General features: G+C 53.6%; 23 protein-coding genes. 6 read left to right on the top strand and 17 right to left on the bottom strand.

The genetic code is table 11. From position 1 onward, the window contains the following. Positions 1–98: 98 nt before the first annotated feature. The 10 genes from AC236I_RS21950 to AC236I_RS21905 all read right to left on the bottom strand — a co-directional run bounded on the left by AC236I_RS21950 (position 99) and on the right by AC236I_RS21905 (position 7,502). On the bottom strand, positions 99–1,280 hold the full coding sequence (locus AC236I_RS21950; RefSeq protein WP_071359129.1) for a 1-propanol dehydrogenase PduQ: 1,182 nt from the start codon (positions 1,278–1,280) through the stop codon (positions 99–101). Positions 1,281–1,295: 15 nt separating this feature from the next. Next, positions 1,296–1,553: a EutN/CcmL family microcompartment protein gene (locus AC236I_RS21945; protein WP_004857483.1), complete on the bottom strand. Its 258-nt coding sequence runs from the start codon at positions 1,551–1,553 to the stop codon at positions 1,296–1,298. A gap of 26 nt (positions 1,554–1,579) precedes the next feature. Beyond that, positions 1,580–3,190 carry an acetaldehyde dehydrogenase (acetylating) gene (locus AC236I_RS21940; protein ID WP_004857485.1) on the bottom strand — a complete coding sequence of 537 codons (1,611 nt, stop codon included), beginning with the start codon at positions 3,188–3,190 and terminating at the stop codon, positions 1,580–1,582. Between the two features lie 53 nt (positions 3,191–3,243). Beyond that, positions 3,244–3,522 carry a BMC domain-containing protein gene (locus AC236I_RS21935; protein ID WP_015585230.1) on the bottom strand — a complete coding sequence of 93 codons (279 nt, stop codon included), beginning with the start codon at positions 3,520–3,522 and terminating at the stop codon, positions 3,244–3,246. 14 nt (positions 3,523–3,536) lie between these two features. Next, positions 3,537–3,821, bottom strand: a complete 285-nt coding sequence (locus AC236I_RS21930; RefSeq protein WP_004857488.1) for a BMC domain-containing protein — start codon at positions 3,819–3,821, stop codon at positions 3,537–3,539. Positions 3,822–3,837: 16 nt separating this feature from the next. Continuing rightward, entirely contained in the window at positions 3,838–4,116 is a 279-nt protein-coding gene (locus tag AC236I_RS21925; protein ID WP_010634659.1) for a BMC domain-containing protein, read from the bottom strand. A 406-nt stretch (positions 4,117–4,522) separates the two neighbouring features. Next, on the bottom strand, positions 4,523–5,041 hold the full coding sequence (locus AC236I_RS21920) for a FidL-like protein (protein WP_015585229.1): 519 nt from the start codon (positions 5,039–5,041) through the stop codon (positions 4,523–4,525). Next, the gene (locus tag AC236I_RS21915; protein WP_104896991.1) at positions 5,038–5,850 is read right to left on the bottom strand and encodes a winged helix-turn-helix domain-containing protein; all 813 of its coding nucleotides are present in this window, start codon (positions 5,848–5,850) and stop codon (positions 5,038–5,040) included. The genes AC236I_RS21920 and AC236I_RS21915 overlap by 4 nt, the downstream gene beginning before the upstream one ends. A 143-nt stretch (positions 5,851–5,993) precedes the next feature. After that, complete coding sequence (locus AC236I_RS21910) at positions 5,994–6,572, bottom strand: TetR/AcrR family transcriptional regulator (protein ID WP_004857495.1); 579 nt, start codon at positions 6,570–6,572, stop codon at positions 5,994–5,996. A 147-nt stretch (positions 6,573–6,719) separates the two neighbouring features. Then, positions 6,720–7,502, bottom strand: coding sequence for an NAD(P)H-dependent oxidoreductase (locus AC236I_RS21905; RefSeq protein WP_064357561.1), 783 nt, complete (start codon positions 7,500–7,502; stop codon positions 6,720–6,722). Between the two features lie 87 nt (positions 7,503–7,589). Between AC236I_RS21905 and AC236I_RS21900 the strand changes: the two genes are divergently transcribed. The 4 genes from AC236I_RS21900 to AC236I_RS21885 all read left to right on the top strand — a co-directional run bounded on the left by AC236I_RS21900 (position 7,590) and on the right by AC236I_RS21885 (position 9,607). Next, positions 7,590–8,498 (top strand): LysR family transcriptional regulator, encoded by a 909-nt coding sequence (locus AC236I_RS21900; RefSeq protein WP_004857513.1) that lies wholly within the window; start codon positions 7,590–7,592, stop codon positions 8,496–8,498. Then, positions 8,492–8,911, top strand: coding sequence for a FosA family fosfomycin resistance glutathione transferase (locus tag AC236I_RS21895; RefSeq protein ID WP_004857515.1), 420 nt, complete (start codon positions 8,492–8,494; stop codon positions 8,909–8,911). The genes AC236I_RS21900 and AC236I_RS21895 overlap by 7 nt, the downstream gene beginning before the upstream one ends. Positions 8,912–9,027: 116 nt before the next feature. Further along, positions 9,028–9,315 (top strand): BrnT family toxin, encoded by a 288-nt coding sequence (locus tag AC236I_RS21890; RefSeq protein WP_004857517.1) that lies wholly within the window; start codon positions 9,028–9,030, stop codon positions 9,313–9,315. Next, entirely contained in the window at positions 9,302–9,607 is a 306-nt protein-coding gene (locus tag AC236I_RS21885) for a BrnA antitoxin family protein (RefSeq protein ID WP_071359132.1), read from the top strand. The genes AC236I_RS21890 and AC236I_RS21885 overlap by 14 nt, the downstream gene beginning before the upstream one ends. A 122-nt stretch (positions 9,608–9,729) precedes the next feature. On the opposite strand, the gene symE is transcribed toward AC236I_RS21885, so the two are convergent. The 6 genes from symE to AC236I_RS21855 form a co-directional block, all read right to left on the bottom strand. Next, the gene (gene symE / locus AC236I_RS21880; protein WP_325993537.1) at positions 9,730–10,065 is read right to left on the bottom strand and encodes an endoribonuclease SymE; all 336 of its coding nucleotides are present in this window, start codon (positions 10,063–10,065) and stop codon (positions 9,730–9,732) included. Between the two features lie 223 nt (positions 10,066–10,288). Continuing rightward, the gene (locus AC236I_RS21875) at positions 10,289–13,555 is read right to left on the bottom strand and encodes a type I restriction endonuclease subunit R (RefSeq protein ID WP_325993538.1); all 3,267 of its coding nucleotides are present in this window, start codon (positions 13,553–13,555) and stop codon (positions 10,289–10,291) included. 95 nt (positions 13,556–13,650) lie between these two features. Next, a complete protein-coding gene (locus AC236I_RS21870; protein ID WP_097358158.1) occupies positions 13,651–14,982 on the bottom strand; it encodes a restriction endonuclease subunit S in 1,332 nt (443 codons plus the stop codon). Further along, positions 14,972–16,591 (bottom strand): type I restriction-modification system subunit M, encoded by a 1,620-nt coding sequence (locus tag AC236I_RS21865; RefSeq protein ID WP_097358159.1) that lies wholly within the window; start codon positions 16,589–16,591, stop codon positions 14,972–14,974. Before AC236I_RS21865 ends, AC236I_RS21870 begins: the two co-directional genes overlap by 11 nt. Positions 16,592–16,620: 29 nt before the next feature. After that, complete coding sequence (locus AC236I_RS21860; protein ID WP_406628720.1) at positions 16,621–17,970, bottom strand: McrC family protein; 1,350 nt, start codon at positions 17,968–17,970, stop codon at positions 16,621–16,623. Beyond that, the gene (locus tag AC236I_RS21855; protein ID WP_097358161.1) at positions 17,967–20,039 is read right to left on the bottom strand and encodes an McrB family protein; all 2,073 of its coding nucleotides are present in this window, start codon (positions 20,037–20,039) and stop codon (positions 17,967–17,969) included. Before AC236I_RS21855 ends, AC236I_RS21860 begins: the two co-directional genes overlap by 4 nt. 192 nt (positions 20,040–20,231) lie before the next feature. On the opposite strand from AC236I_RS21855, the gene AC236I_RS21850 reads away from it, so the two are divergent. Beyond that, entirely contained in the window at positions 20,232–20,624 is a 393-nt protein-coding gene (locus AC236I_RS21850; RefSeq protein WP_097358162.1) for a hypothetical protein, read from the top strand. A gap of 306 nt (positions 20,625–20,930) precedes the next feature. Here the strand turns inward: AC236I_RS21850 and AC236I_RS21845 are convergent, their stop codons facing one another. Then, a complete protein-coding gene (locus AC236I_RS21845) occupies positions 20,931–22,343 on the bottom strand; it encodes an aminotransferase-like domain-containing protein (protein WP_015585221.1) in 1,413 nt (470 codons plus the stop codon). 177 nt (positions 22,344–22,520) lie between these two features. Between AC236I_RS21845 and AC236I_RS21840 the strand changes: the two genes are divergently transcribed. After that, entirely contained in the window at positions 22,521–22,685 is a 165-nt protein-coding gene (locus tag AC236I_RS21840) for a DUF1127 domain-containing protein (RefSeq protein ID WP_004857521.1), read from the top strand. The last annotated feature ends 290 nt before the right edge of the window (positions 22,686–22,975 follow it).

Raw genomic sequence — 22,975 nt, 5'->3', positions numbered from 1 at the left:
TAACAACCCGGCTGTGGATGCTGTGTCCGCCTGCTTGCCGGGGGGCGGCTGTCGCCTGACCCGGCCTACAAATCACTCAATGATCAACCGGTTATCTGTTACCCGCAGGCCCGCGCAAGCGGAGCGACGCCGGTCAATTCCAGGTGACCGGTCCACGCCCGGCGATAGAGTTCGCTTAAAGCGTGAGCGTCCGGCGTACGTGGGTTGGTCGGTGTACAGCTGTCGCGTAGCGCCTGGCCAACCATCTCCGCCAGGCGTTGCTCAAACTCAGCGCTGGAAATGCCGGTATCACTAATGCCGGCCGGCATCGTCATTTCGTCTTTTAATGTCTGAATCGCGACCAGTAAGCTGGCGACGCCCTGGCGGGTATTGGCCGCCGGCAGATCCAGCAGATGGGCTAAGCGCGCATATTTGCGCGCGGCATCGGTCGCGCACTGCCCGTGATAATCGGCGTTCCAGGCCACCACCTCGGCCATTAACAGCGCGTTCGCGCGGCCGTGGGGGACGCGAAAGACGCCGCCAAGCGCATGGGCCAGGCTGTGGGTGATACCCAGCGAAGCGTTGGTAAACGCCATGCCCGCCATACAGGAGGCGTTGTGCATCTTTTCGCGGGCCAGCAGGTTGTCGCCGCTGCGCCAGCAGGTGGGCAGATAGCGGAAAACCTGCTGCACCACTTTTTCCGCCAGCGCATCGGAAAAGTCGCTGGCGGCGCGGGAGACGTAGGCTTCCAGCGCGTGGCACAGGACGTCCATCCCGGTATCGGCGGTGATGGACGGCGGGACCGAGGCCACCAGCGCCGGGTCGAGAATGGCGATATCCGGCAGCAGCGTCGGATCCACCAGCACCAGTTTTTCAGCATGGGCCTTGACGACCGAAAAGGCGGTCACTTCTGAGCCGGTACCGCTGGTGGTCGGGATCGCCACGAAGCAGGGACGCTGGCGCCCGGCCTGCGGACGGGTCTGCGCAAGGGCGAAAATAACCGCTTTGGCCGCGTCAATGACCGACCCGCCGCCCAGCGCCACCACCAGATCCGGATAGCTGGCATCCATCAACTTCATCCCGCGTACGATGGTGGCGATATCCGGATCCGCCACCACGTCATCCCAGACCTGGAAAGCGATGCCGCGCTGGCGCCAGGGGCCAGTCACGCGATCGGCGAGGCCAAATTTGACCATCGCCTTGTCGGTCACCAGCAGGACGTTGCGGGCGGGGAGCTCGTCCAGAACCGCTAGCGCGTCCTGACCAAAGCGGATCCGGGGTTTCAGCAAAAATTCACTCATTGGGTTATTCACTCCTTAAGCGTCCCGAAACACGTTCTCGACAATGGCGACCACCGACATGGCTTTGTAGCGCTCGGCGTTGAGCGCGAAATACTCTTCAGCCAGGACGATGTCGTGCATGCCGGCGCCGACGCTATCGACGGCGACCCAGGTCTGGTCCTTCATGGGCTGCTGGTCATCGTCCAGTTTGACGATCAGCAGCAGGTTACTGCCGCGTAGCTCTGCGCATTTCTGCGTGGCGACGACATGTCCGACTACCTTTGCGAGAATCATTGTTTTTATCGCCTTATTTCAATGCATTACTGGCCTAAGCGCTCAAGCACCTGGCGGATGATGCGTTCCACGTTCTGCTCGTTGATCTCGCCTTCCGCTTCGACGGCGGCGGCGACAGCAAAGCGGTTATCAGCCCCTGTATCGCCGGCGGTAGCGACCGGGGTCGCGGCGCCTGGAGAGGTGAAGCGCACGTCGTCGAGAATGCTGCGCTGCGGGTTATCTGTCGGCGTGACGATGGTCGGCTGCGGTTCAGGGCGGCTGCCCGGGGCGCGCAGTTCATCGATGGAGCGTACGCCGTAGCCGACCCGGCGGATGTTGAGCAGGTTCATCGGTCCGACGTTATCGGAGCTGGAACCGCCGCCAACTGCGCCGCAGCCGAGCGTCAGCGCCGGCGTGATATTGGTGGTGGCACCGATGCCTCCCAGCGCCGCCGGGGTGTTAATCAAAATGCGGTTAACCGGTTTTTCGAGGCAGAACTGGCGAATCACATCCTGATTGCGGGTATGGATAACCAGCGTATGGCCGAGGCCTTCGTTGGTCAGCAGTTCCATCACCCGGTGGCAGGCCGCTTTCCAGTCCTCTTCCACGTACAGGCCGAGAATGGGACACAGTTTTTCGCGGGAGTAAGGGTTCTGGTGAGAGACGGTGGTCTGTTCGGCGATCAGCACTTTGGTGCTGGCCGGAACGCTGAAACCGGCAAGCTGGCTGAGATACAGCGCGGTTTTACCCACCACTTTCGGATTGATGGTGCCGTTCGGGCGCAGAAGCAGAGCCGCCATTTTGGCCGCTTCACCTTCATTCATGAAGTAGGCGCCCTGGGCTTCGAGTTCACGATGCACATCGTTATAAATGCAGCGTTCGACGATGATTGACTGCTCGGAGGCGCAGATCACGCCATTATCGAAGGTTTTGCTGGTGATAATATCTTTCACCGCGTGATGAATATCGGCGCTGCGCTCGATAAAGGCCGGTCCGTTTCCCGGGCCGCCGCTAATGGTCGGGGTGCCGGAAGCGTAGGCCGCGCGAACCATGCCTTCGCCGCCGGTCGCCAGAATCAGCGAGACGTCTTTGCTGTGCATCAGTTCTGAAGTGGCTTCGAGGGTCAGTTGGCTAATGGCGTCAACGCTGCCTGCCGGTGCGCCTGCGGCTTCGGCGGCGCGCTTGACGATCTCGATCGCCTTCCAGCTACACTGACGTGCGCCAGGATGTGGGGAGAAGATAATCGCGTTGCCGGCTTTCAGGGCAATCAGCGTTTTGTAGATCACGGTAGAGGTTGGGTTTGTTGACGGGACCAGCGCACAAATCACGCCCAGCGGCACGCCCACGTCCATCACTTTTTTTAGCGGATCGTCATGAATGATGCCGACGGTCTTCATATCTTTGATGGCGTCGTAAACGCGCAGCGAAGCGAAACGGTTCTTCAGCACTTTATCCTGCCAGTTGCCAAATCCGGTCTCTTCCGCAGCCATTTTCGCCAGCGCTTCGGCGTGGTGCGCGGCTTCCTGGGCCACGTTTTTCACGATGGCGTCGATTTGTTGCTGCGAAAAGGTGGCCAGAATCGCCTGAGCCTTTTTGGCGCTGCGCACCAGTTCCCGCGCGTTCTGGCGGGACTGCAAATCGTTATCCAGTTCAATCATGAGTCTATCCTTCATCAGACTAAAAGAGTGGAGACGGGGCGCGCCCTGTCAGGTCATGCTTTATGCTGCGACGCGATTTTTTCGATATCGTTATGCGGACGCGCAATGACGCGAGAGGTGACCACTTCACCGATGCGTTTTGCCGCCTCCACGCCGGAGTCAACGGCCGCATTGACCGCACCGACGTCGCCTTTTACCATCGCGGTGACCAGCCCGGAGCCGACGTTTTCATAGCCAATCAGCTCGACGTTGGCGGCTTTACACATCGCATCGGCGGCTTCAATACAGGCCACCAGACCTTTGGTTTCGATCAGACCAAGCGCTTCTTTCATCATGTTGTCTCCCGTTATTCCGTCACTTTGTAATGTGCGACGATCTTGTTGATGTCGTTATGCGGACGGGCGATAACCAGCGAGGTCACCACTTCCCCAATGCGTTGTGCCGATTCCACGCCGGAATCCACCGCCGCTTTCACCGCGCCGACGTCGCCTTTCACCATCGCGGTGACCAGGCCGGAACCGACGTTTTCATAGCCGATCAGCTCGACGTTGGCGGCTTTACACATCGCATCCGCCGCTTCGATACAAGCCACCAGACCTTTGGTTTCAATCAGACCTAATGCATCACCCATTTGCGTTCTCCTGGCCTTAAGCCTTGTGTTTAATGACGATTTTGTTGATGTCGTTATGCGGACGTGCAATCACCAGCGAGGTCACCACTTCTCCGATGCGCTGCGCCGATTCCACGCCGGAATCCACCGCTGCTTTCACCGCGCCGACATCGCCTTTCACCATGACGGTGACCAGGCCGGAGCCGATGTTTTCATAGCTAATCAGCTCGACGTTGGCGGATTTGCACATGGCATCCGCTGCTTCAATGCAGGCCACCAGGCCTTTGGTTTCAATAAGCCCCAATGCATCACCCATTGTGATCTCCTCCAGAACAGGTTTTGTGATTCGGGAAAACCGTCCGCGTAACGGCGTCAACACGCGGCAGCGGCGTTCGACGTCCACTATAGGGAAATGAAGATGGAGTGAAATTTAAATCCGTTAAATGTTTGTTTTTAGGTTTTTACTCTGTGATTTAGCCTTTTGTTGCCGCTTATTTATCTGTTTGTGCTGATGTGACGTAAGGGATTTGGCGTTACCTCGCGCGGTTTTTTGCGCATTGAGACGCGCCGCGGGGAATGTTAACGGGGTGCTAATTTATTGCGGACGCGGGGTAATATATCCCTCGTTTAAATGTGGGTATGGTCATGTTTTTTAGCGCCAGATAAATGCAAAAAGTGCGCTTTCGCGGCGAGGGCGATACCGGGAAAGCAGGGGAGGGAGATTAATCGAACTGACTGCCGGATTTCAGGGTGCAGACATAGAGCGGGGAGTTAATGGAGCTCAGCAGAATTGCTTTCTCGTTGAGCTTCTGGGCGTTGAGAAACAGGCCATCATGGCTGTCGGACATTTCTCGCATAAAGTAGGCAAAGATAACGTCCGGTGACTCATCGATTGACGAGGCGCTGGATTCCCACTTGCTGATGCGGTAGTGGCGTTCGGTCGATGAGATGCGTTGGCTGGTCCAGTTAAACTTGACGTAGCGCTGCAGATAGAGCCAGCCGGCCGCGGAGTCGGTATAGCCCTCGACGACCATCGAGCCCTTGCCGTTGGCGGCAAAATTAAAATGAATATTGCCGTTGACGTTCTCCTTCTCCATGTTCTCAAAACGCATGATGGCTTTGGTCGAGCAGCTCATCACCCCGTCTTTTTCAACGGGCAGCAGTTTCCAGGCGCTGACCCCGGCCGCGACGATAAATACCAGCGTAGAGAGGGCGAAAAAGGGGCGAGGAGCGAGTCTCATTGCGGCTTCCAGGAGTAGTAGAAATAGTTATCGCAGTAGCTGAACGGGTTGTCTTCATGCATGGCGCAGTGGGCGAGGAACACCCGGCCCAGCCCGTTGGTTTCCAGCCTGTCGCCATAGAAGAAGACGAAGCGCTCGCCGGGTTTGCACTCCAGCTTCAGCCGCTGGCGTACCTCATCAAAATTCCTGGCGTAGGCGGTGGCGGAGACCGAACGCAGCATCTCGTCACTGGCCAGCAGTTCGCACTGGCTGTGGGTCATCTGCGTCAGGGTGATGGGACGGGATTCGCCGCCGCCGACGAAAGCAAACGCCAGCAACAGCAGCGCGATGGCCAGCAGACTGGCGCCGGCCATATACCAGCAGGTGCCTCGCGCATGCCGGGAGGGGGCGGGATCTTCCTCGGTGCGGGTGAAGGGGGCCCCGGACTCCTGCATCGGCGCGACTTCCGCCGCGGGCTCAGACGGCGCCTCCGCTATGTCGTCAATAATGGCGATGGTTAATTCGGGGTTGAGCTGCAGCATACCGCGCGACACCGTGACGATGATGTTCTCAATGTCGTAATGACGGAAGGTTTTGCGCAGCATGCTCAGATACTGGTTGAGGTTGCTGTTGGATGACGTTAATCCGTTGTCATCCCACACTTTTTTTAGTACCTCATCGCGGCTGATAACATCGGTATGGCGCAGGAAATAGTAGAGCAGCGCGCTGGCAGTGATAGACAGCTGGCTGTCAGGTTCGGTGCTTCCCGGTAGGGTGAGTGTGCCGTCCGTTGCATCATAAATGAGACGGGCATTGATGTTGTAGCGCATCGCGGCCTCAATCTAAGAGCCTACATGAGGCTATTTTATTTGTCAGTCTGGTCCAGGGAGCGTCTACGTATTTCACGTATGCCCGGGTGCTCCAGACGGCCTGCAACCATCCATAACGCCTGACGGGGCAGGCTTTTCCGGCATCACGCCGGCAGCGTCATCCGCGTCAGATCGCGCACCAGCGATCGGCGGTGGTCGGCGCCCATGGTGCGTCCCTCCGTCAGTTCCGACAGCCAGATACCGTCCGCCGCATAGCGCACCAGGGTGCCGGTATGGCTATTATCCAGCGCATCACCCTGTGCCAGATGCCCCAGCATCCAGTCTCGCCAGCATTTTCTCAGCACCGGCTCATCCGGCATCGCCAGGGACAACACCATCAGCTGCCGGCTTTCGTGGGTATCCGTCAGGTCAGAGAGATAGTGCAGGTAGGCGCGGGTAAAACGGCCATAAGAGACATTATCGGCCGCCATCAGCCCCGAGATGGCCTCTTCCATAATGGCCAGCAGACGGGCGAACAGCGCAAAAATGAGCGCCTGCTTGTTGGGGAAATGGTGCAGCAACCCGCCTTTACTGACGCCTGCTTCACGCGCGACGGCATTCAGCGAGAGCGACGCGATGCCATCCCGGCCGGCAATCATTGCCGCCGACTCCAGCAGCTGCTGATGCAGGCGTGCAGGATCTTTTTTTCGGTGCTGGGCTTCCATATTCATGGCCCGAATCATACCGACCAGACGGTATGATTATTTTTGATAGCGATCAAGATGCGGGGCGGTGTCGCGCAGTGAATTGTCGTTATTGCGCGGGGGGTCACAATTCGTCATATGAATTCCGGTGGTGTCTGCGGCATCTCAGCGACCACCGGGAAGGCATTACTTTGTCGTCTGATGCAGCGCAAACCCGCGTTCGCCAGGCGCCAAATCCGGGCGCAGCGTCAGGGACGGGATCAGATAGTCGCCGTGATTTTGCCGGCGGAAGGGGATTGGCGCGGTGCTCGCCAGCGTATCCAGCCGTTGCCCGAGTTCCCGGCACTGCTGCGCAAAGCGCTGCTCGTCCGTTTTCTCCGTGCGGTAGAACACCAGCGGCGGCAGCACCGCAAAGCCGGGGTAAAACAGCATCCCGTGCTGGATCGGAAACAGGATATCGTTAATCGGTCCGTTAATGCCGCGCGGGGCGTAGTGCTCCTCCCAGCCGCCGGTAGTGACAACCAGCATCGCCCGTTTGCCCGCCAGGGTGCCTTCGCCATAGCGGTCGCCCCAGTGGCGGTCGCTGTGCTCGCCGACGCCGTAGGCGAAACCGTAGGCGTAAACCCGGTCGATCCAGCCTTTCATAATGGCGGGCATCGAGAACCACCACAGCGGGAACTGGAAAATCACCGTATCCGCCCACAGCAGCTTCTCCTGCTCGGCAACGATATCCGCGCTTTGGGTGCCCTGTTCAAAAGCCTGCTTTGAATCGAGCGTCGAGCGCCAGAACTCGCCAACCGGCGGGGCGCTGCTATCGTCGGCATCAAAACCTGCTTTCCAGCGCATGGCGTAGAGATCGGAAACCTGCACCTCATGACCGGCATCGTGCAGATGCTGGACGGCAAAATCTTTTAGCGCGCCGTTCAACGAGCGCGGTTCCGGATGGGCGTAAATCAGCAGTACTTTCATGGAAATCACCTCTGAGTCATGGAGAGCTGCAGAGTAAGCGGTTGGCCGCTATAGTAGAAATTAATTGCTTAAATCTCAGGTATAGCCGTGATTAATTTACATCGTCTGGATCTCAACCTGCTGCGCACCCTCGACGTGTTGCTGAGTGAGCATAACGTTACGCGAGCGGCGCAGCGGCTCAACCTGTCGCAGCCGTCGGTCAGCATCCAGCTGGCGCGCCTGCGGGACATTTTTGCCGACCCGCTGCTGCTGCCCGGGCCGCGCGGGATGCTGCCGACCGCCCGCGCCGATGAACTGCGCGGACCGCTGCGCGATGCGCTCACCGCGCTCGAACTGGCGGTGGCGCCTGCCAGCCATTTTGACCCGGCGACGGCGGCGCAGACCTGGCGGGTGGCTGCCACGGATTATATGGCCTCGGCGATTTTGCTCCCGGCGCTGCACACGCTGCGTCGGGCTTCCCCGGGCAGCCGCCTGGCGGTCTTTGAGCTGCAGCCCTCGCGGCTGGTGTCGCAGGCAGAGCGTGACGAAGTGGATCTGTTTTTCCATACCCGGGATGGCGCACCGGCGGAGCTGCATCAGCGGCTGCTGTTCAGCGAGCGCTACGTGCTGGCGGGCAGAGCGGGGCATCCGGCGCTGCGGGCGCCGTTGAGCCTGGCGCAGTTTTGCCAGCTGGATCAGGTTATTGTCTCCCCTGACGGCGGCGGTTTTCATGCCGCAACCGATACTGCGCTGGCCAACCTTGGGCTTTCGCGGCGGGTTGTCCTTTCGGTGCCACATTTCCTGTTTATGCTGGAGACGCTGCGCAATAGCGATCTGGTGGCGGTGGTACCGGAACGGCTGGCGCGTGGGGTAAGTGGCCTGATGGTCGTCGAGCCGCCGCTGGCGGTGGCCGGGTTTGATATGCTGATGCTGTGGCACGAGCGCTGGCATCGCGACCCGGCCCACCAATGGCTGCGTCAGCAAATCGTGATGTCATTGGAGGATAAGTCATGTTAAGCGGATTGAATCATCTGACCCTGGCGGTCAGCAGCCTGGCGCCGAGCGTGGCGTTTTATCACCAGCTGCTGGGGATGACGCTGCACGCGCGCTGGGACGGCGGGGCCTATCTCTCCTGCGGCGATCTGTGGCTGTGCCTGTCGCTGGATCCGCAGCGGCGCGTCACTCCGCCGGAAGAGAGCGACTATACCCACTACGCCTTTAGCGTCGCCGAAGCCGACTTCGCCGGGTTCAGCGCGCGGCTGGAAACGGCCGGGGTGGCGGTGTGGAAGGTGAACCGCAGCGAAGGGGCGTCTTATTACTTCCTCGATCCTGACGGCCACAAGCTGGAGCTGCACGTCGGCAGCCTCGCCCTGCGCCTGGCGGCGTGCCGCGAGCAGCCGTATAAAGGGATGGTGTTTTATGACGAGTGAATGGGCATAACCTTTACAAATTAGCCTCTGTAAATGTGAGGTTTTTTCCAACATTGATAGTATACTTGCCTGATAATTGTCTATACTTTTTTGTATATACAATCGGGATGAATGCTATGCCAATGGAGTTTGAATGGGATGCAAACAAGGCAGCAAGCAATCTAAGAAAACATGGGATTCGCTTCGAGGAGGCGGTACTGGTTTTTGACGATCCGCAGCACCTTTCCCGCCAGGATCGTTATGAAAACGGTGAGTATCGATGGCAAACCATCGGCCTCGTTCATGGAATTATCGTTATTCTTGTGGCGCATTCGGTCCGTTTTGAAAGCGGGGCTGAGGTGATTCGTATCATCAGCGCCCGGAAGGCGGACAAAAAAGAGAGGAGTCGTTATGAGCATGGTTAAACATAAACGCGATAACCCGACAGCGCTTACCGCTCAGCGTGAAGACGAACTCAAAGCGCTGGCGAAAAAATCAGATGATGACATTGATTACAGTGACATCCCCTCTTCGGACGATGAGCCGTGGTCAGAGGCGGTTCGCGGTAAATTTTATCGGCCATTAAAAACGCAGGCCTCTGTGCGCATCGATGCAGATGTGATGGAGTGGCTTAAACGCCCGGGAAAAGGCTATCAAACGCGGCTGAACGCGATTCTGCGGGAAGCCATGCTGCGCGAGCAGAATAAGAAATCGTAACTATTCCCGACGTTCGGCGCGCGATAGAGATTGCCCCACTGGGGGGCGCTTGCCGCGTCTTGTGGGGCGACGAGTGGGAAAACCCGTAGCCCCGGTAAGCACAGCGCCACCGGGGATTGAGCTTATGCCAGCTTAGGTTTTTGCCCGGCGATCGCGTCGATTAACACCTGCACCTGTTTCTGCATGCGCGCCGACAGCTTGCCGACCCGGCGCAGAGAGGCGGTGAGTTCAGGCTCCGGCTGCCTGGCGGTAATCACGATGCAGCCGTTCATCACCTTAAGATCCACTTCGGTGCCGGTGGCAAAACCCGCCGCCTCCAGCCACTGACCCTTCATGGTCAACGCCGGAATACGCTGGTAATCAGGATGACGCGTCGCATAGCTCACGGTTAAATGACGGTTATTCGTGGGGGAGACTTCTGGATCGGTGAATTCTGCAATAGAATGCGGGGTAGTCATGGTCTCTATTCCTTTTCAATAGGGATTGTGATGAGCAGGATGCCCGTGTTGCTGCACGGGCGTCTTGCGCTAAATAACACCTGTAAATCTAACCAGTAAATAAAAATAAAGCCAGCTGAAAATAGACAATAATAAAGATGCTACTGGAAATATTTATTTGGTCATTAAATTGATGGGAAATATAAACCAGACCGGATAAGCGAAACGCCATCCGGCAATAAAATTAACGCATCGTATTAATATGATGCTGTTTAAAATTCTCCGCCTGCGCCAGCACGCCCATATACACATCATCGTTCGCCACCGGCGGGAACTTATGCTTATGCAGCAGCAGAATGAGTTCCACCTTCAGTTTCGCTTTAATATCATCGCGCTTGCTCCAGTCCGGGTACTTCGACGTGTTATCGACCACCGCCTTCATCTCTTTCGCCAGGGCCAGCATCTTGTCTTCTTCAAAGGTGAACTGATACTTATCGCGCATATGTGCCAGAATGTCGTAGAAGGCTTTCTCTTCAATATCAATCCCCATCTCGGCGTAAGTACCCATTTCGGTTTTAATATCGTAGATAATATCGGTCATCTCCTGGCTGAAGGAATCGAACTCTTCACCATTGAGAATATCATCTTCCCGGCGCTCGTTATATTTATCCATAATCGACTGGAAACGACGGGTGAAGTTGATCCCCTGCAGCTGGTTGATCTGTTTAAAATCACTTATCGCTTTTTCCAGCAGTTTTTGCAGTAGCTGGATCTTTGTTGCCGGGAGTTTGATCTTATTAATGCGCGTCAGATAATCTTCATCAAAGATATCGATCGATTCCGCTTTCTTGTCACCAAGGAAAAACAGCTCTTCCACGCCATCGGCTTTTAACGCCTCGGCAATCATCTCACGTACGCGGGCGTTCATTTGCGTCACATCAGGCGCGTCGCCTTTGGTCAGCTTGAAGACGATCGAACGTACGGCGAGGTAGAAATGGATACGATCGCGCTCCGCCTGAGATAACGCTTCGCTGCCGCAGCAGACGTCATAGGCGGCCTTCAGGCGCTTCACCAACCCCATAAAGCGGCGTTCTGTCTTCTGGGTACGCATGACAAACTCTGCCGCCTGATTCAGGCACGCCAGCTGCGCCTGCGGTTCTCCGGTGAAGTAAGCCCGGCTGTCAAAATCGTGTAAAACCTGCGCCAGCAGATCGAGGTGATTTTTCACCTCGATCACCGACTGCTGAATATCTTCAAAGTTCGTGGCATCAATACGCGAATACATCGCCAGCGCCTGATTCATCTGACGCTTAATGCCGATGTAGTCGACGACTAACCCTTTGCTTTTGCCTTCCAGCTTGCGGTTGACGCGGGAGATGGTCTGGATCAGATTGTGTTTTTGTAGCGGCTTATCGATATAGATGGTATCCAGCTCCGGGACGTCAAAACCGGTCAGCCACATGTCCACCACGATGGCGATTTTGAAATTCGACTTCGCGTTTTTGAACTGTTTATCCAGCTCTTTGCGGTACTCTTTACTACCCAGCAAATCGTACAGTTTAGCGTCATCATCTTTACCGCGCGTCATCACCATCTTGACCATTTCGGACGGTGGCAGCTCTTTCTGCTCCTGCTCGGTAAGCTCAACCCCATCCGGGGCCTGTCTAGCCTCAAACCACGCCGGACGAAAGTCTTTCAACTGACGATAGAAATCCCAGGCAATTTCCCGGCTGGCGCAGACAAACATCGCTTTGCCTTTCACCGTAGAGCCTTCTGCGACACGTTTTTCATAGTGCCTGGCAAAGTCTTCCGCCAGCGCCTCCAGGCGATCGTCGTCGCCGAGAATGGCGTTCATGGTGGCGCTGGCCTTTTTGCTTTCGTCAATTTGCCACTCATTGGAGCCCGCGTTAGCACAATCTTCGTAGTACTTTTCTACCTCTTCCAGTTTACGGGCATCGAGGATGACCTTCGCGGCGCGGCCTTCGTAGACGATGCGTACCGTGATCTCATCCTGAACGGATTCGGTCATGGTATAGCTGTCCACGATGTCGCCAAAGACTCCCATCGTGGCGTCGATAGGGGTGCCGGTAAAACCGACATAGGTGGCTTGCGGCAGCGAATCGTGTAGGTATTTGGCGAACCCCCAGGCTTTACGCACCTTGCCGCTCTCTTTATCGACGATTACCTTCTGATCGAGGTTGACCTGGCTGCGGTGCGCTTCGTCAGAAATACAGATGATATTGCTGCGCTCGGAAAGGAGTTCGGCGTCTTCGGTAAATTTATGGATAGTGGTCAGGAAGACGCCGCCACTGTTGCGACCGGCCAGTTTTTCCCGTAGATCGTCGCGGCTGGTGACGGGCACCACCGTTTCGTCGCCGATATAGTTTTTGGCATTACACATCTGCGCCGAGAGCTGATCGTCCAGATCGGTGCGGTCGGTGATCAGCACGATCGTCGGGCTGGCGAACTCGACGCTTTTCATCAGCAGGCGAGTTAAGAACTGCATGGTGTAGCTTTTGCCGCAGCCGGTCGCGCCGAAGTAGGTGCCGCCTTTACCGTCGCCGAAAGGTTTACGCGCCCGCTCGATGCTGTAGTACAGCTTGCGGGCCGCATAGTACTGCGGGTAGCGGCAGCAGATTTTCACTTCATGTTTGGCTTTATCCGGGAAGCAGATAAAGTTTTTAATCACGTCCAGCAGGCGGACCGGGTGAAACAGCCCCTGAATCATTGAGTGCAGGGAAGGGATGCCGTCCTGCTCGCGGTTTTCATTGCCGGTGACTTTGCGCCACGAGTAGAAATACTCGTACGGCGCAAACAGGTTGCCCATGCGGTTATTGACGCCGTCGCTGATAATGCACAGCGCATTATAGACAAACAGCTGCGGAATATCGCGGCGGTAGCGGATGCAGAGCTGTTTATAGGCATCGCCAATATTGGCTTCCTGCTCGCGCACCGCGCTTTTAAATTCAAACACCACTAACGGCAGACCGTTGATATACAGGATGGCGTCCGGAATGCGCGGCTGGTTTTCTTTGCCGGTGATGGTCAGTTGATTGACGATTTTCACCCGGTTCAGCGGCTGGATAAGATGATAACTTGCCGGCGTTTCCGCGGCCTGTTGCAGCGGAACCTCTTCGGTATCGAACAGTTCACGCAGCGCGGCGGGCAGATGCCGGGTGTCGAGCAGTTCGATATAGAGATCTTTCTGCTGGCGATCGTCGCGTTTAAACAGGAAACCGTTGGCCAGCCAGGCGCAGAAGGTTTTATTACTTTCGTAGAGATCGGAGGCGGGCAGCGTGGTGAATTGTTTGATCAGCCGCTGGATCTCCTCTTCGGTGATGCCGTCGGCCTGATAGCGGGCGGCGAGATAGTGGCGGAGATCGTCTTCGATAATCACCTGATCGAGGCTGGAACGTGGCACATTATCGCCGATCAGGTGCTGATAGCCCTGATCCTGCAGTAACTCAATTATCGCCTGTTCTAACTTCGCTTCACTGAATGAGAGATGCATATCTCGCTCCGGCCCTGGCTGATTTTCTGGTAAGGATTCCTGTAACAGAAGAAAACTTTATCAGAACCCCCCTGATTTTACAGAGGGGAAATGCATTATGCGGGTTCGGTTTGGGCTACTAAATTTGGCAGATCCTCCAGAGAGAGCTCGCCGGAGATAAGTTTAGGGAGCAGGGTGTCGCGGAGGTTGGTTAAATTCTCAGTCTCATTATGGTTTGAATCAATTTTATGCCGGATTGTCTGGATTATATTTGTAAATTTGGCAATGATGGGTTGGGGGGGGGTTACGACCTCAAGACGATAAGCATTGTTTCTGTTCAACCCAGGGACCGCTGCATCGGTATTCATATTTTCTAACCTCAGTGTTTTCAACAGCTGATAGCAGTAAACAAGGGAAAAATATTCTTTTGGTCTTACAAAAAATACTGTATCGATTGGGTAAAAATCTTTGTTTTCCCAATGTAATGAACCAACAGTACCTTTCCTTCCAACAATAATTCCAGGTCCTTTAACAAGATACTCATTATGGGCTCCATCCACACCACCGGAACCATAAACGGGATAATCACCGTTGGTTCTCTCTGTCTTTTTGAGTGCTTTTCCGTAAGCCAACTCTAGAATATTTTCCAGTCGGTTTGTTACCCAACCTTTTGGCACGCAACCCAATTCTGTTTCATCAAATTCAGCCGGGAACAGAGCACGAATATCCGCCGGAAGTGGTTTGAAATCTGCACTATTGCGTACTTTTTGGCGTAATTCGGCGCGAGATTGTAGCATGTCCGGGATTGTGGTTCCTGCATCCAGCGCGTTATCAATCGCCGGATCGAAATCCACAAACCAGGATTTGAACAGGGTTTGGGACATTTGTTCCAGGGTTTGGTTTGTATCAATATTTATACTAATCTTATCACTAAAAGCTGATATGATATTAGCAATTTTATCCTGAATGTTTCTACCAATAACTGGGATGATAAATTTTTTAATATCTCTGGCAGGTAGTTGTGGTACAGCCGAACCAGAAATAAGGTTGATTATTTGTTCTTGTAAAAAAACTGAAGTTAATATGAAGTATAAAAATTTAGGGTTCCATAATTTTTCATCAGCTCGGATGATAATCATCCCAGAATTGATTCTAATATTTTTATACGGGTTACTACTATCATAGTATGCAACATTACCTACAGTACCACGAGTAGTGAGAATAATATCACCATAACTGAGTTTCCCAGCTCTTAATTGGCTATCCTTAATTTCATTGATAAATGCTGTTTCTTGAAACTGAAAACCAGATTTCGTTACATTTTTAGCAGACAGGAAAAGACAATAGCCATTTTCCATAAAATCATTATGTTTAGGGTAGTTTTTACCTCTATCCCCATCTATTAATTGTATTCCGGCATTCTCTAACAACTGAAAATCAAAACCCATAACCCAGCGCCTCCAGGTTCTGGCGAATCGTGTTATCCAGTTCTTCCGCCTGCTTCATCTGCGCAAACAACGTTTTCGACAACTCGCGCATTTTGGTTTCAAACGCCACGCCGTCATCTTCCTGCTCGGCGGCACCGACGTAGCGTCCCGGCGTCAGCACATAATCATTAGCCTTGATCTCTGCAATAGTCGCAACTTTGCAGAACCCGGCCTGGTCTTCGTATTGCGCCAGCTTGCTATCGCCGCGCTTAATACGCTCGGCCAGCTCTTCCGGCGTGCTGCGCCAGGCGTGGTAGGTGTCGGCGATGGTGGCGATGTCGTCCGACGTCAGCTCTTTGATGGTGCGGTTGATCATGGTGCCGAGGTTACGCGCATCGATAAACAGCGTTTCGCCCCGACGGTTACGATAGCCTTTAGCCGGATCGGACGCCTTCGATTTGGTCATAAACCACAGGCACACCGGGATCTGGGTGGTGAAGAACAGCTGGCCGGGCAGGGCGATCATGCAGTCAATCAGATCGTTTTCGATCATCTGCGCACGGATCTCGCCTTCGCCGCTGGTGTTGGAGCTCATCGAGCCGTTTGCCAGCACAAAACCGGCGGTACCGTTGGCCGACAGCTTGGAGAGCATATGCAAAATCCAGCCGTAGTTGGCGTTACCGGTCGGCGGCGTACGATAGCCTGCAAAGCGCGGATCTTTGGTTAGCTCGGCGTCGTTACGCCAGTCTTTCAGGTTAAACGGCGGGTTGGCCAGAATATAGTCGGCTTTCAGGTCCGGATGCTGGTCGCTGAAGAAGGTGTCCGCCGGGCGTTCACCGAGGTTGGCGGACAGGCCGCGAATGGCGAGGTTCATCTTCGCCAGCTTGTAGGTGGTGGCCGTTAGCTCCTGACCGTACAGGGCGATATCACGGCTTTTGCCCTGATGGCTTTCGACAAACTTCACCGACTGTACAAACATCCCTGCCGAGCCACAGCAGGGGTCATAAATTTTGCCCTGGAAGGGTTCGAGCATTTCGGTCAGCAGCGTCACCACGCATTTTGGCGTATAGAATTCACCGCCGCCTTTGCCTTCGGTAGCAGCAAACTTGCCGAGGAAGTATTCGTACACGCGACCGACCAGGTCTTCTTTCGACAGTGCTTCGACGTCGGTTTCGTGAGCCAGCGTTTCAATGTTGTCGATGGTATCGATCAGCGACGCCAGCTTCTTGGTTTCCAGATTCTGACGGCTGAAATAGTTATCCGGCAACGCGCCTTTCAATGTCGGGTTGCGCTTCTCAATGGTTGAGAGGGCGGTATCAATCAGTACCGCAATATTGTCCTGTTTGGCGTGCTGTTTGATAAACGACCAGCGCGCCTCTTCCGGCAGGTAAAAGATGTTGTCCTGCTGATAGAAGACTTCCATTTCGAGGAAATCGCCCTGGCCCTCGTCCTTCATCTTTTGACGGCGGGCTTCAAACTTATCGCTGATAAACTTCAGGAACACGAGGCTCAGTACCACGTGTTTGTACTCGGAGGATTCAACGCTGCCGCGAAGCTGGTTCGCGGTATCCCATAATGTGTCTTCAAAGCCTTTCTTTGCTTTGGCTTTTTTAGTTGGTGCTTTGGCCATGATGGACTCGTTCTGGAAGAATTTGGTGGCTATTGTAACGATAAAATCGACAAAGGTCCGCTGTCTGTCAGGCTAAACTTTGCCGGCATAAGTAACCTGGAGGTTCGCAGGCTGGTACCTACCTCGAACGGTACCACCCACAGGCGTAGCGTCTTTCCCCCTGAATGATTGAATTCAAAAGGGTGCTCAAGCGGAACGCTGAATCCGGCATGGTGGGGATAAATTAAGAGCATGTCCCCTGCGCCTTGCAGATGATTCATACCATAGGCCAGCATTTGGTATAAATCGCTCTGGGCAAGGTTGAACTTACTGTTGGCTGCTTCAACCAGCTTCCATTTCATGTCGCAAATGATAGATGATTTCTCTGAGTTATCGTGCGGTATAAGCCAGATATCCGGGCGGAGCTGAAACATGGAAGATGTGTCGTACCGGGCAAGATAATGTGACCTCGACTGCGGCTTCACTTGCCAGTGAGCGTGGTAATGCTGACGGAACCATGTCGTCACAAAGGCTTCAAATACGGCTTCCATAGGGAACAAGAGAGAGATGGCTTCTGTATGGCCTTGCATACAATGCGGCGAATTACCTTGCAAGATTAGCTTTGCCCAGTTCAGCGCCTTTTCGTAATGCTGCATATGGCGATCCAGATGAATCTGCCTGAAGGCGATATCAATATTATCGACCTTCGGTATGGGTTCAAAAAGCGCCTGCAGGCGGTTCAGGGCCTGTAGAAGTTGCGGGTTAGTCGCGTAGCTATAAACCTTATCAATAGCCGTTTTCAACAGCCGGTTTTCTGGTCGCTCGACGCGATATTCATCATATTCCACATAGAAGCGATCGCGGCGGACGCTATTTTTTTTGAGCTGCTCGCTTATCAGTAACTTACCTTTTAGCCAAGGAAGGTTGTCCTGCTGACGGAGGTAATCGTGTTTTAATCCTTTGCGAACGATAGCCTCCATGCTCGTGATGAACTGTTGGATGAAAATATCTATTAATGTCATCCGTGACGTCATGATGCTGGCTGCTGTGGTTTCAATATGGCGAAAATCCTTCAGCGTTGTCAGCATCATTAATAATCGCTGGCGGGCCTCAAGTGGCTTATCTTGCTTCTTACCCGTTTTTGGCAAGACCTCAATAAGTCGCTGTTGAGGCAGAGCAATAATGCCAACGTAATTTTTCACCTGAATCACTTTGACGCCACCAATGGCGCGCAGAGATAACAAGCGTTGGTCCTCACCCTCATTGTCTTTCAGGCAGCGTTGTTCTAGCCAGCGAAATGCTGCGGTAGGGAGTGGTTCTGCATCAGCGAATTTTCCCCGGTCCTCTTCGCTGACAAGATAACCGTACTCAAAAATGGAGTGCGTGCTGCCAGCCATCAGTCTTGCACCGCCGCTGTAGAGCCCGGATTGTAAATTTGCTGGTATGCCAGCGCATTATCCCAGACCGGATCGTTGTCCTTACATAATTGGTAGCTGATGCCTGCTTCCTGAAGGTCATCAATCGCAGTTTTGCCGAAAAGCGTTGCCAGATCGTTCTGGTTTTCTACTGAGCGAACAAAATGCAGTGATTTTTCTGCTTTTTGATTGTCACCGAGCACCAGGCGAATTTTCTGCCAGTCGTTATAAAAATACTCTTCCAGTAGCGGGAGTATTTTATTCTTCATCACGCGTTTTAATTTTTTAAACGCTTCAACGGGATTGTCTTTCTCTTGTACGACCGGCATAAAAAAAGCATGTCCGAGGGTATGCTCGCTGTCATAAAGTGCCTGAATTCTCGCATTCAGCGTGGTAAGCAATTCCGTAAGATTAATTCCCTGGATAACCGCGTCGTTCAGTACCGATACATCCGGCATGAGGGGTTGAAATTCGAAGCGCCGACGCAAGGCGGTATCTAACGCGGTCAGCGAACGATCCGCGGTATTCATGGTACCTATGATGTATAGATTATTAGGTACAGAAAAGGGTTGCGATGAGTAAGGAAGGCTAACGCTTAGCGCTTCACTTTCGCCTGCGCGTTTAGAGGTTTCAATCAAAGTAATGAGCTCGCCAAATATCCTGGAGATATTGCCACGGTTAATTTCATCAATGATCAAGACATAATTCTGCTTTTTCTTTGTCTGTGGCGCTTCTGGCGTTGCGGGGAGATGCCATTCTTTAATCAGATATTGAAGGATGCCGCGAACGTAGGAAATATTATAAATATTCTCTTTCTCCCCCTGATAAAGACGACGAATATTTTCAATCGATGCGGGATAGCCTTTATCAAGTTGATCGTTTTTGGATTGGGAGGGGAATACCCGGAATGTGCTGTTATTGGCGTAGGAAACCCGGAAGACGCTGCCATTAGTTGTCTTTAAAACAATGGTGTCTTTTTCTGCACACTGTGCCTTGAACTTCTCCAGAGCATCATCAAGGGCCAATTGTGCCCCTGCGTTACCGAAAGAAGCATCTTCGCAAATTTGCTTGAATACGCCGGGTTTTATGTCATAGCGGACATTGCCATCATCACTGGTTTCCGCCCGAAGTCCCTCAATGAACTCTTCATAGCCAAAACTTTGGTGGAAGGTGATAAAGCGTATGCGCTTTTCGTCAATGAGCGTGTCATACATCTTTTTAAGCTCGGTGCGACGCTCTGTTTTTTCTTTTCCTTCCAGGCGAGCATAGGCTTGTGGCTCACAGGCGCGTACTGCAATTTCAATGGTTTTGTAGGTTTTTCCTGTTCCCGGAGGTCCATACAGTATGAGGTTTTTAGCGGGAAGAATATCGTTCGGTTCATTGCCACGATCATCATCGCTTAAGATGGATGACTCAATGCTATCTGCACTGTTGCCCTCTTCTTCAATTTCAAGCTCATACAAATGCCAAAGCGACATATTGAGCTCAATATCGTCCGGGTCGTTATTGAGGTAGCGATGGAAGGTTTCTTTAAGTGCGATATTAAGCTTAAACCACTTTGACGGCGTCCATTCACCGTCCTTTGGCAGATTTAGCTGGAAGTGGTTATTGCAATAATTATAAACGCTGAAGAAGACCCCTTCGTTGATAATGCTGGTTATTTGCGAGGGGTAGAAGGCTGCAAAGGTGCGGCTGCATAGTGCACGGTAGAATTTCTTCAGCTTACCTTGCTCTTTTAGAGACTGTAAGCGTTGATGAGCCAGCTCAAACACCTCAAGTGTGCAACCAGAGGCAATGAGCCTGGTGAGCTCGCGGAGGTCATCTTTAGCTTGTATAAACTCTTCATGAGACATGCCACCTTGCCGCAGGCTGGCAACCCGGTTATCACGTGTATACCAAAGGTCCATGATGGTTTGATCGCTGAAATCTGGCTTCTCGCGCTGAACCCGGCCAACAATCTCACGATATCCTGACCCCCACTCAGCATTGTTTTCGTTATTTTTCTGCGCGAAGTTCCTGAAGAAAGGGGTGAGTGATTGTGGATCTTGTACCATTTGATGGACTCCCTGATGCCAATACTATTGATCATGGTTATATTTTATATCAAAAAACGTAATGTATTGCGTTAAACATTTATCAGAAATATGAAATGGCACCAATTTTATTTTCCCATTGATAGAGGCGGATTTTCAGGCAAAATGGTGAAGTAAATTTTATTGAACAGTTATCATGATAAGGCGAACAATATGCGAGATTTTAATTCTGGCGACATTAAGGGCGATGTCACTATTAATGATCATTCAACTGAGAACAAATTTAAGTTATTCATTCATTGTGATAATGATGAGTTACTTTCAGAAGAGCAGCATAGGTTAAAGATTTTGGAGAAGGAGAGGAAAAGAAAATCAACCCTCGCCTTAAAAATTTTGGCCGGGTGCGGTATTTTAATGCTCTTTGCCGGAGGGTGGTATTATATTCATGGTCAATGGGATCTGGTCTCTGGTTTGACCGGATTTGCAGGCGGTTTTTTCAGCCTTGCGACTATTTGTCGCTCCGATGTGCCAACGACTTTTGAGAAAAGACAGCTAGATGCTTTACAGGAAATTAATCTCATTCTGAGAGAAAGGGATGTCAGATAGCCAGTATGACCATGGCCCTATGAGATTGGGGCCAAAAATTGAGTTTCACATGTAGGCTGAGACGAAGACCATTAATCAAAATATTGGGTGAGTACATGGCATCATTGTTATCGCTATCGTTTATTTGTGAACGTAGATGTGAGAGCAGTGGTATATATGTTTTAGCTGATGGAGAGTGAGACATGTGCAGTACATGCATGTAAATCCCGAAGATGGCGCTTGTCGTGCCCTATCCGGATGACCAACCCGCAGCCCCGGTCAGCGCAGCGCCGCCGGAGGACAAGCCGGTTCTCTACGGTGAAAAACTCACTCCATCGCCACCTTCACCGCCTCCCCCAGCTTCACCATCACCTCCCGGTGCTTATCGATCGGCGGCAGGGCGCAGTTGATCCTTAAACAGTTGCGGTATTTCCCGGACGCCGAGAACAGCGAACCCGGCGCGACCTGGATTTTCAGGCGGCACAGCTGCTTCGCGACGCAGACCATATCGACGTGCTCGGGGAGCTCAACCCACAGCATATAGCCGCCCTTCGGCCGGGTAACGCAGATGCCGCAGGGGAAGTATTCCCGCAGCCAGCAGGTGTAGATCTCCATATTGCGCTGGTAGATCTGCCGCATCCGCCGCACGTGGCGATGGTAGTGGCCTTCGCGGATGAAGTTACAGGCGGCCAGCTGGGTTGAAGGAACGTTGGTCCCGCTGGCGGCGTATTTCATCTGCAGCAGACGATCGTAGTAGCGGCCTGGCGCGATCCAGCCGATGCGCAGGCCCGGCGCGATAGTTTTGGTAAACGAGCTGCAGAGCATCACCCGGCCGTCGATATCCCACGAGTGAATGGTGCGCGGACGCGGGTAGTCGGTGGCCAGCTCGCCGTAAATATCATCTTCGAAAATGACAATATCGTGACGCTGGGCGAGGGTCAGCACCGCGCGCTTGCGGGCATCCGGCATGATAAAACCCTGCGGGTTATTGCAGTTCGGCACCAGGATAACGCCTTTGATCGGCCACTGCTCCAGCGCCAGCTCCAGCGCTTCGATACTGATCCCACTGTCCGGATCGGTAGGGATCTCAATGGCTTTGATCCCCAGACCGCGCAGCAGCTGCATGGTGCCGTAATAGGACGGAGATTCGACGGCAACGATATCGCCGGGCTGGCACACCGACAGCAGGGCCAGCGACAGGGCGCTATGGCAGCCGCTGGTGATCACTAAATCATCGGCGGTCACCACGGAACCGCCGTCGAGCATCAGGCGGGCAATTTGTTCACGCAGTTCGCGGCGCCCGGCCAGCTCGTCGTAGTTCAGCACCTCGCTGAGGTTATGCTGAATCACCCGGCTAAGCTCACGCCACAACGGTTTCAGGCTGGGCTGAGTGACGTCCGGCGAGCCGCCGCCGAAGGGGATGATGGTTTTATCATTGCGCGCGTCGAGCATGGTCAGCACCTGATCCCACTGGGTGATCTCCACCGGGCGCTGAACCGGGCGCGACATCGGCGGTACCGGCGGCTGGGCTTTACGCGGGGCGACAAAATAGCCGGAACGCGGCTGCGGGGTGATCAGCCGCTGCTGTTCCAGCGTCTGGTAGGCCTGCTGGACGGTACTGATGCTGACACCGTGCTCCTGACTCAGGCTGCGTACCGACGGCAGTTTTTCGCCGTCGCGATACAGCCCTTGCTCAATACGTTCTGCCAGCAGACTGGCCAGATGTTGGTAACGCGTCATGCTGTATCCTTTATTGTCGCCATACAGATAGATAAACCAGTACAGATGGATGAAAAAAAAGCCACGCAGATACCGTTTTAATCAATCTGTATGTTAAAGAAAAGTATTTTGTGCATCTGTATTGTTTGGCTTCAGATCCGCGAAGATAAAGCCTCTGGCAAGGCGAGGAGGTAGAGGATGGAATTTCACGAGAACCGGGCAAAACAGCCGTTTATCGGCTTCGTATTACTGGGCCGAATGATAAGAAAATGGTGGTTACGGCAGCAAACGCGACGGATTTTGCAGCGAATGAGCGATGAACAGCTCAAGGATGTCGGGCTGAGGCGAGATCAGCTCAATTAAAAAATGCGCTTTTCCCCGGATGACGGCGTAAACGTGCTACCCGGGTGACCAATTCATAGCCCCGGTAAGCGCAGCGCGACCGGGATTTTCCCGGAGGCGCTGCTGAGCACCTGTCCGGGCGACAAAACCGCACGAGGCCATAGCCCCGGCAAGCGGTAGCGCGACCGGGGAAATGTCCGCCAGGGTTATTACATTCACAATATTTATCAATTAATGCTTCTGCGCCCACCGTTTCTTGATACTTATCCTGATAAGTATTATTTTCTTCTCAGCTAACTGAGGAAAGAAAC

Source organism: Klebsiella sp. Sb-30 (assembly GCF_057652795.1).
Note: the sequence above shows the minus strand (reverse complement) of the source record. Positions and strands in the feature narration are given on the sequence as shown.